Origin of the sequence: Cognatundibacterium jejuense, from assembly GCF_014284255.1 — a bacterium.
GTDB lineage: Bacteria > Pseudomonadota > Gammaproteobacteria > Burkholderiales > Burkholderiaceae_D > Undibacterium > Undibacterium jejuense.
The window spans coordinates 134,273-143,410 of sequence record NZ_JACOFV010000015.1 but is presented as its reverse complement, the minus strand read 5'-3'; the positions used below and the strand labels follow the sequence as shown (position 1 = coordinate 143,410).

Below are 9,138 nucleotides of genomic sequence, written 5' to 3'. Positions count from 1 at the left end.
AATGTCCTTGGCAAGCTCTTTTGCCAACGCTTTAAGTTTCTCTCTATCCATTACAATGTCCATCGGTAAATTCCTCTTCAGAGGTTAATAGACCGTGGACATTTACACAAATTTATTTACAGGCTCTTATTTCGCGTCACTGTCAATTGTAGTAGTTCCGCCAAATGTCCTCTGTTTTTCACAAAGTCTACCGATTCGCGTCAAAACCTTCCGTATCGATTACTAGATTTTGCGAAAAAATTTCTCACTTTAATTTAATCTCTCTTAAAACTAACATGCGAGGCGAAACAACTAGCAAGTTGAGGAGGAATCCCTGGTACATTTTCAACTACCCACTTTTCGATATCTGGTGCATCCAATAGACTAGCGCCGCCCCCCCATTTATTTATCGCATGATTTGCAAAAATTGGGTCGCTGCTATAAAAAAGGTAGGAGTCATCGGACACGTATGTAGCAACATAAACTATGCTCCATCCTTTCAATGTAATTACCTTCCTAACTAATAACTTTTCAACATTTTCTTGTTTTAATATCGCCGTCTCAAGATCAGATTTTCGGTGATCGTTTAAATCTTGATCCATGGATTCACAAGGGTTTGTCATTAATAAAAATATTGATCGATCGTATTGCGCTCTCGTCATATCTTTATCTTTGAGAGCATCGTCAAGAACTGACCGAATTTCTAATTTTGACTTTTGAGAAAGCGCTGGCTCAGCGGTTGAGGTTTCTGCAAACGCAGAAACAGACATCAACAGGAATAAGAAAATTTGAAGTAATCTCATCGTTTTTCATCAATCCCTTCAGTTCAGTTGTTGACCGTCGCTTTCTTGTTACAACTTACCCTTTCAAGCTGCAACGATGACCCAAATATAAATTTTTTGAAAAACGCATAATACAAACTACGTCTTTTTTTATTTACATTTCAGCTTACTAGGTAATACAAAAATCAAAAAATGATCAAAAAAAATGTAAATAAGAAAAAAGCCCGTAGTCATTTACGTACGGGCTTATTAATTACAAATTAGAGAAAGTTCTCGCTAAAACGGTTATCCGGACTAAAAAGTGTTGGTAGTTGCATGTGAGTGAGTAAAACAGACAGGTTTACTACTTTTGAACCCACCACTCTGTGGGTAGTTCGCACTTCGAGGCCGTCTTACCGACAATCTGACCGCTTTTCGTCAAGTTTGTGGGTAGTGCAGTAAGGTAAAGCAAGCACGTAAAGTGACAATGCCTCGCGAAATTAAAATGCCAACCTTGGCAATATTAACCACGTTTGACTTGCCGGAAACCAGACTAGGCTCATCAGCTTCATCGTCAAGGTCCTCCGCTCTATACTGAAGGTCAACCGCGATGTTCTCAAGTTCTGGGATAGTGAGGAACTTTCCTTCAGAAAGACGCCCGTGCAAGTCGATGCGCTTGTTTTCCAATAAACGATATAAAAGCGCGAGGCTGCGGCAGACCAAATGAATGGTATTTGCGGCTCGCCCTTTAGTACGGTACTTGCGGACGAACAAGGTTACTTCATGGACCGGCAAGCCACCGACCACCTGCACTATCGAATGCCTGTCTCCATTCCGAAAACGCAATCTTTTTGCAACGTACTTTTTCATCAACCCACCGTTTCTTTTAAGTAGTAGTCATGCGTATAAGCATTAAACCACAAAAAAAAGTGTGGATAAAAAAAAGCCCACTTTTCATAGTAGAGAGTGGGCTTGAATCAACAGAAAATATACTTACTCTGGATTAAAACGGAATGTCATCATCCATATCCGAGAAATTCGGTGCCGGACGTGACACGGGCGCTTGTTGGCGTGGTGCTGGGGCTGACTGGCGTGGTGCTGGGGCAGGTGCGCCACCGCCAAAGCCGCTGTCGTCCATCGGTGCGCCGCCGCCCATGCCTGGACGACCGCCCAGCATTTGCATGCTGTCGGCTTTGATATCGGTCGCGTACTTTTCTACGCCGTCTTTGTCGGTGTACTTACGTGTACGCAAGCTGCCTTCAACGTAGACTTGTGACCCTTTTTTCAGATATTGACCGGCGATTTCTGCCAGTTTGCCGAAGAAGGTAATGCGGTGCCATTCGGTTTGTTCTTTTTTCTCGCCAGATGCTTTGTCTTTCCAGCTGTCAGTGGTTGCTACTGTGATGCTGGTCATTGCGTCACCACTTGGCATATAACGTGTTTCCGGATCGCGGCCCAAATTGCCAACGATAATAACTTTATTGACGGATGCCATGGTTTTCTCCTGTTTTACTGATTAATTCCGATAATTTTTAATAATGGTGTGCGGCTTTAGACCTGCTTTGCGCTCTGTGGTGCCGAGCGGCGAGGTATTTCCGGCATGTTGACTGCGATTATAAGCCAGATAACTGTCAAGACTGCACACAAAGCAAAGATTGCCGGGGCGCTGGCAAACTTGCTCATCACTCCGCCAGCGGCTGCACCGCAGGCAATACCCAGCGCCTGCAAGGTGTTATAAACGCCTAAGGCGGCTCCCTTAGCAGCGGGTGGCGCAATGCGGGAAACCAAGGATGGCTGGCTTGCTTCCAGCGTATTGAAGGCGATAAAGAAGCCAAACAATAATGCAATCAGCGCCACCGGATGTTCCATGCATTGCCAGAATCCAAGCTGTACGACGAGCAGCAAGCTAATTGCAATGAGAAACACCTGTTTCATTTTGGCATACTTTTCCGCAACAATAATCGCTGGCAACATGGCGACAAAAGAAACCAGCATCACTGGCAAATACACTTTCCAGTGATGCGCCAGAGGGATTTCTGCAACCCGTACCAATGCTGCGGGTACGACAACAAACATCGCCATTTGTGCAAAATGCAACACAAACACGCCAAAGTTCAAACGCATCAATTCGCGATTTTTTAACACGTTTGAAAAAGGCACGCGTTGTACTGGTAATGCCGACGCATCCGGTGTGACCCACAACACAACAGCAATCGCCGCTAAGCCAGCCGCCGCCATCATGCCAAACATGCTTGGCATGCCAACGCTTTCAAACAAAACCGGAGCGATGACCATTGCCAACGCAAAACTGATGCCGATAGAGCCGCCAACCATCGCCATCGCTTTGGTGCGATGTTCTTCACGTGTGCTATCTGCAATTAAAGCAGTGATGGCGGCAGAGATCGCGCCTAGGCCTTGAATGCCGCGACCGAGCATCACGCCAAACAGACTCGTCGATTCTGCGCAGATGACGGCGCCGATCACAAACATCAGCATGCCCGCGACAATCACGGGCTTACGTCCCAGGCGGTCAGATGCCATGCCCAAAGGAATTTGGAAAAAAGCTTGCACCAGACTAAACATGCCCAGCGCCAGCCCGACTAAGAGCGGATTATTGCCCCCGCTGAGGTTTTTTGCATAAATAGCAAATACGGGGGATAACATGAACAAACCCAGCATGCGCAAAGCAAAAATGGCAGCCAATGAAGAGCTGGAACGAATTTCCGCACGGCTCATGCCGGATTTCTCATCCAAATCTTGCCGTGTATCACTGGCATCTTTGATATTTGTTGCTAAAGTCATATTTAAAACCGGTAGGTACAGGCTAATTTGTTGAAAGCGCAGAGGAGTCTGCGGTAATTTTCAAAAAACCGTTATAGTAGCAGGTTGATTGTCCCCGCCCAAATTCGGATCAAACGCAGTTCACTTGCAGTTTTAAATACTATGACGACACGACCAAAAGCCGTAAAAGCCACAGCAGCGCCAAAACCAGCTGAAATTGAGTTCGGCGCAGATGATATCGCACTCATGCAGAAACGCGAGTTGATCAGGATCAGAGGAGCGCGAACGCATAACCTGAAAAACATCAATCTCGATTTGCCGCGCAATAAACTGGTAGTGATTACTGGCTTATCGGGCTCTGGTAAATCATCGCTGGCGTTTGACACACTGTATGCAGAAGGACAACGTCGCTATGTCGAATCGCTGTCTGCTTATGCACGTCAGTTCTTACAGTTGATGGAAAAGCCTGACGTCGACATGATAGAAGGTTTATCACCAGCGATTTCCATCGAACAAAAAGCGACCTCGCACAATCCGCGCTCCACCGTTGGTACCGTGACCGAGATTCACGATTACCTGCGTTTGTTGTATGCCCGCGTCGGCACGCCTTATTGCCCGGATCATCCAGAAAACCCGTTAGCGGCTCAATCCGTCTCGCAAATGGTCGATGCGGTGTTGGCGATGCCAGAGGACACAAAGCTGATGATCCTGGCACCCGTTGTGGCGAATCGCAAAGGTGAGCATGTCGATTTGTTCGAGCAAATGCAGGCACAAGGTTTTATCCGCTTCCGTGTGCAAAGTGGCACGCATGAAGCCAAAATCTACGAAGTCGATGACTTACCAAAATTAAAGAAAACCGAAAAACACACGATTGACGTGGTGGTTGATCGGGTCAAGGTCAAAGAAGAAATCAAACAACGTCTGGCAGAGTCATTTGAAACCTGCTTGCGCATTGCCAATGGTCGCGCCCTGGTGGTGGACATGGATAGCAAGCACGAGCAATTGTTTTCGAACAAATTTGCCTGCCCGACTTGCGGCTATTCTTTGCAAGAATTAGAACCACGCTTGTTCTCTTTCAACAACCCGATGGGTGCTTGTCCGGAATGTGATGGTCTGGGGCATATAGAGTTTTTTGATCCTAAGCGTATTGTCGCGTTTCCTAATTTGTCGCTAGCCAGCGGCGCGGTAAAAGGTTGGGATAGACGCAATCAATTTTATTTCCAGATGCTCTCCAATCTGGCCGCGTTTTTTGATTTTGATATCGACACGCCGTTTGAACAATTGCCTGAAACCGCGCAGCAAATTATTTTGCATGGTTCCGGTAAGCAATTAATTCCATTCACGTACATCAATGAAAAAGGCCGCGCGGTCGTCAAAGAACATGCGTTTGAAGGTGTGGTGAATAATTTGCAGCGCCGTTATCGCGAAACCGATTCGATGGCAGTCAAAGAAGAACTCGCTAAATTCATCAACGAAAAACAATGCCCATCCTGCGACGGCGCGCGTTTGCGCATTGAAGCACGTTACGTCAAGGTTGGTACAGGCAAACAAGAAAAAGCGATTTACGATATCAGCGCCATGCCTTTGCGCCAGACACTGGATTTCTTTGAACACCTGAAATTACATGGTGCGAAGCGCGATATTGCAGATCGTATTATCAAAGAAATTTCTTCCCGTCTGACTTTCTTGAACAATGTGGGCCTCGATTATTTGTCGCTCGATCGCAGTGCCGACACCTTGTCGGGTGGTGAAGCACAGCGGATCAGATTGGCATCGCAAATTGGCTCTGGTCTGACTGGCGTGATGTACGTACTAGATGAACCCTCAATCGGTTTGCATCAACGCGATAATGACCGCCTGATCGACACGCTTAAACATTTGCGCGACATCGGTAACAGCGTGCTGGTGGTTGAGCATGATGAAGACGCCATTCGCTGTGCCGACTTTGTGGTCGATATGGGTGTGGGTGCTGGTGTACATGGTGGCGAAATCATTGCACAAGGTACACTTGCTGACATTATGAAAAGCGAACGTTCTTTAACCGCCCAATATCTGAGTGGTGCATTAGAAATCGCGGTACCAAAGCAACGTACCATCAGCAATCCCGATAAGCAATTAGTGATCGCCGGTGCGCGTGGCAATAATCTGAAAAACGTCACCATGAATCTGCCAGTTGGCTTGTTGACTTGCGTGACAGGTGTTTCTGGTTCAGGCAAATCAACGCTGGTCAACGACACGCTGTACCACGTTGCGGCACGTCACTTGTATGGTTCACAAGCGGAACCTGCGGCGTTTGAGCACGTCAGTGGTCTGGAACATTTTGATAAAGTGATCTCCGTCGATCAGGCACCGATTGGTCGTACACCACGCTCTAACCCGGCAACTTATACGGGCCTGTTCACACCGATACGCGATTTATTTGCGACTGTGCCGATGGCGAAAGAACGTGGCTACAGTGCCGGACGTTTCTCGTTCAACGTCAAAGGCGGTCGTTGCGAAGCCTGTCAGGGTGATGGCGTGATCAAGGTCGAAATGCACTTCTTACCAGACGTGTATGTACCTTGTGATGTCTGCCACGGCAAACGCTACAACCGCGAAACGCTGGAAGTGCAATACAAAGGCAAGAACATCCATCAAATACTAGAAATGACAGTAGAAGATGCGCATGAATTCTTTAAACCAGTTCCTATCATTGCGCGTAAATTGCACACCTTGCTGGACGTGGGTCTGGGTTATATCCGCCTTGGTCAAAGTGCGACCACGCTGTCAGGCGGTGAAGCGCAGCGCGTGAAATTGTCACTTGAATTGTCGAAGCGCGACACTGGCCGCACTTTGTATATTCTGGATGAGCCAACCACTGGTTTGCATTTCCACGATATCGCCCTGCTACTCAAAGTGATCCATCGTTTGCGCGATCAGGGCAATACGCTGGTGATTATTGAACACAATCTGGACGTGATTAAAACCGCCGATTGGCTGATTGATCTGGGGCCAGAAGGTGGTGCTGGTGGTGGTTTGATTATCGCGAGCGGAACGCCAGAAGAAGTGGCTGTAAATGCCGATAGCGTGACAGGTAAATATTTGTTGCCACTGCTCAAAAAGCACAAGTCTTAAATCTGTCAAAGTAAGTTTAAAAAATTCTCAATAACATGTCTATTCGTTTGATCGTAGGGCTGGGTAATCCTGGCCCTGAATATGAACAAACCCGCCACAACGCGGGTTTTTGGCTGGTGGATCAATTTCCGGTCAGCTTGCAGCGCGATAAAAATTTTAATGCGCTCGTTGGTAAAACCCGTATCGCTGGCAATGAAGTCTGGTTGTTAGAACCGCAGACGTATATGAATCGTTCCGGGCAATCGGTTGGAGCGCTGTGTCGCTTTTATAAAATCACGCCGGATGAAGTATTGGTTGTGCATGATGAACTCGACATCATGCCGGGCATTGCCAAACTTAAGAAGGGCGGTTCGTCAGGCGGTCATAATGGTTTGAAAGATATTACCGCTGCCTTGGGGACGCAAGACTACTGGCGCTTACGCATCGGCATCGGTCATCCGCGCACGTTGAATTTGCAGCAAGGCGTGGCCGATTTTGTATTGCACCGGCCACGCAAAGAAGAACAGCCCCTGATCGATGAAGCTATCGCTAAAAGCTTGGATATTTTACCTTTGCTGGCGGAAGGAAAATTTCCGGAAGCGATGATGCAATTGCACACAACAAAGTAATGCCTAGGGCGAACGCCCTTGTTTGATAGCAATATCGCACATGGGCATTGTTTCACTTCAATGTTATTGAATGTCACACTATGAGTTCAGCTATCCAAATCCATGCTGGTAAAACAGCGTTTGCTCACTTGGAAAAACACGGTTTACAGGCACAAGATGTGGCCGTAATACCCGCCGCCGCCGGAGGCCCCAAAGGTTTGATTTTGCAAGGGATAGACCAGTGGCTCTTCGGCGAATGGTTGCCAGCTGCGCCGCGTGAACGTAGCCTGATCGGTGCATCGATAGGGTCTTGGCGCATGGCGGCAGCGAGTTGCGCTGATCCGGTCGCTGCATTTCAGCGGTTGGCGGATTTATATTGCGAACAAAGCTATCCAGAAAAACCAAGCGCCAATGACGTCACCAAAGAAATTCAAAGCTTGTTGCGAGCCTTCATCGGCGGTTATGAACGTGAAATTGTGCAGCAGCCGTTGCACCGTCTGCATTTGATGACAAATCGCGGGCGGGGGGCCTTAAATGCACCAAACTCTGAAGCCAAAGCCAAACTGGGATTTGTGGCTGCAACGTTTGCCAATCTGGCTTCGCGCTCACGCTTAGCGAAGCATTTGGATAGAGTGGTCATTGGTGATGCGCGTGATCCGCTATTTTGGTTAAAAGCCAAATTTGACAGCTTTGAGACCCAATTCTGTGCTCTTGGCGTCGATAATCTGGCACCGGCTTTATTAGCGTCTGGCACTTTGCCTTTGATTATGGAGCCAGTCAAAAATATTCCACACACACCAGCAGGCACGTATTGGGACGGCGGCATCATTGATTACCATCTTGCCTTGCCATACTCGCGTCTGCCGGAAAAAAATGTCCGTGGCAATAGCGAATTAGTGTTGTATCCGCACTTTACGGATCACATTGTTCCAGGATGGTTAGATAAGTCGTTGCCGTGGCGACGTGCCCATGCGGGACAAGATCGACACTGGCTCGATAATGTGATCATGGTTTCGCCATCGAAAGACTTCCTGCGCAGTCTGCCACGCGGCAAATTACCGGACCGTAAAGATTTTTTCTATTACGGAACCAATCACCAGCAACGAATGACAGCATGGAGAACAGCGATCGCAGAAAGCGCCAGAATGCGTGATGAGTTGATCGCATTCATCACAAAGCCAGACATGCAAAAAGTGCAGACTTTGAATTTTTAATACGGCATCAGTTCTGTATTATCGCGCCGCTTCAGCTGGATCTTCTGATGCTGGCGGCACCTGACGACCACGTTGGAGCAACGCTTGTCGCAACATGTATTCCACTTGTGCATTCGCGCTACGCAACTCTTGCGCGGCAAGGCGCTCGATCTCTGCCCACAGGGCAGGATCGATACGCAATGCAAACGATTTTTTACTTGGACTGGCCATCGTTATTTGTTGAGACGCGGCTGGATATAACTGAGCAGACGTTGTGGATCGGTGCTACTCAGGCGAAAGCTTTTGCCATTTTTGCGAACCACACGTAGTGCCTGAGAACCTGACGCACGATACAACATACCGCTGGTCGTCAGACGGATGCCATAACCTTCATACCAACGTAGATCAACGATTTCTATATCCGCAATGTCATTCAAAGCGACTTTCCACGTTGGCAGAGTCAACAAGCCGAACTGCCAGCGTAAATATTCTTCGTCGACGTTAATCTTCATCATTCCGAAATTTAATTGGATAACAATGACTAAAATAAAAAACGCTGGAAGGAGCCAACTTCCACTACCATTCAGCAGTCCAGAAAAAGCGGAAAACTCACCTCTGGTAAATTGCCAGATGAAAAAAGCAGCCAGTAAAGGCGCAGAGATCCAAAGTACTTTCAAATACTGTTTTTCTTCATAGATAGGATGAGACATTTTATTCGCCAAT

Annotated in this window: 9 protein-coding genes; 3 read left to right on the top strand and 6 right to left on the bottom strand. The window is 47.5% G+C overall.

Going from position 1 to position 9,138, the window contains the following annotated elements:
* Window positions 1-254: 254 nt before the first annotated feature.
* The 4 genes from H8K32_RS15935 to H8K32_RS15920 all read right to left on the bottom strand — a co-directional run bounded on the left by H8K32_RS15935 (window position 255) and on the right by H8K32_RS15920 (window position 3,476).
* Complete coding sequence (locus H8K32_RS15935) at window positions 255-782, bottom strand: hypothetical protein (RefSeq protein WP_186913534.1); 528 nt, start codon at window positions 780-782, stop codon at window positions 255-257.
* A 396-nt stretch (window positions 783-1,178) separates the two neighbouring features.
* Complete coding sequence (locus tag H8K32_RS15930; RefSeq protein ID WP_186913533.1) at window positions 1,179-1,610, bottom strand: hypothetical protein; 432 nt, start codon at window positions 1,608-1,610, stop codon at window positions 1,179-1,181.
* A gap of 133 nt (window positions 1,611-1,743) precedes the next feature.
* Entirely contained in the window at window positions 1,744-2,235 is a 492-nt protein-coding gene (gene ssb / locus H8K32_RS15925; RefSeq protein WP_186913532.1) for a single-stranded DNA-binding protein, read from the bottom strand.
* A 56-nt stretch (window positions 2,236-2,291) separates the two neighbouring features.
* Complete coding sequence (locus H8K32_RS15920; RefSeq protein ID WP_186913548.1) at window positions 2,292-3,476, bottom strand: MFS transporter; 1,185 nt, start codon at window positions 3,474-3,476, stop codon at window positions 2,292-2,294.
* A 291-nt stretch (window positions 3,477-3,767) separates the two neighbouring features.
* Between H8K32_RS15920 and uvrA the strand changes: the two genes are divergently transcribed.
* The 3 genes from uvrA (at window position 3,768) to H8K32_RS15905 (ending at window position 8,436) form a co-directional block, all read left to right on the top strand.
* Complete coding sequence (uvrA, locus tag H8K32_RS15915) at window positions 3,768-6,635, top strand: excinuclease ABC subunit UvrA (protein ID WP_186913547.1); 2,868 nt, start codon at window positions 3,768-3,770, stop codon at window positions 6,633-6,635.
* A gap of 35 nt (window positions 6,636-6,670) precedes the next feature.
* The gene (gene pth / locus H8K32_RS15910; RefSeq protein WP_186913531.1) at window positions 6,671-7,243 is read left to right on the top strand and encodes an aminoacyl-tRNA hydrolase; all 573 of its coding nucleotides are present in this window, start codon (window positions 6,671-6,673) and stop codon (window positions 7,241-7,243) included.
* 80 nt (window positions 7,244-7,323) lie between these two features.
* Window positions 7,324-8,436 (top strand): patatin-like phospholipase domain-containing protein, encoded by a 1,113-nt coding sequence (locus H8K32_RS15905; protein ID WP_186913530.1) that lies wholly within the window; start codon window positions 7,324-7,326, stop codon window positions 8,434-8,436.
* An 18-nt stretch (window positions 8,437-8,454) separates the two neighbouring features.
* Here the strand turns inward: H8K32_RS15905 and H8K32_RS15900 are convergent, their stop codons facing one another.
* Window positions 8,455-8,646 (bottom strand): type II toxin-antitoxin system antitoxin, encoded by a 192-nt coding sequence (locus tag H8K32_RS15900; RefSeq protein ID WP_186913529.1) that lies wholly within the window; start codon window positions 8,644-8,646, stop codon window positions 8,455-8,457.
* A gap of 2 nt (window positions 8,647-8,648) precedes the next feature.
* On the bottom strand, window positions 8,649-9,125 hold the full coding sequence (locus H8K32_RS15895; RefSeq protein ID WP_186913528.1) for a hypothetical protein: 477 nt from the start codon (window positions 9,123-9,125) through the stop codon (window positions 8,649-8,651).
* Window positions 9,126-9,138 lie beyond the last annotated feature (13 nt).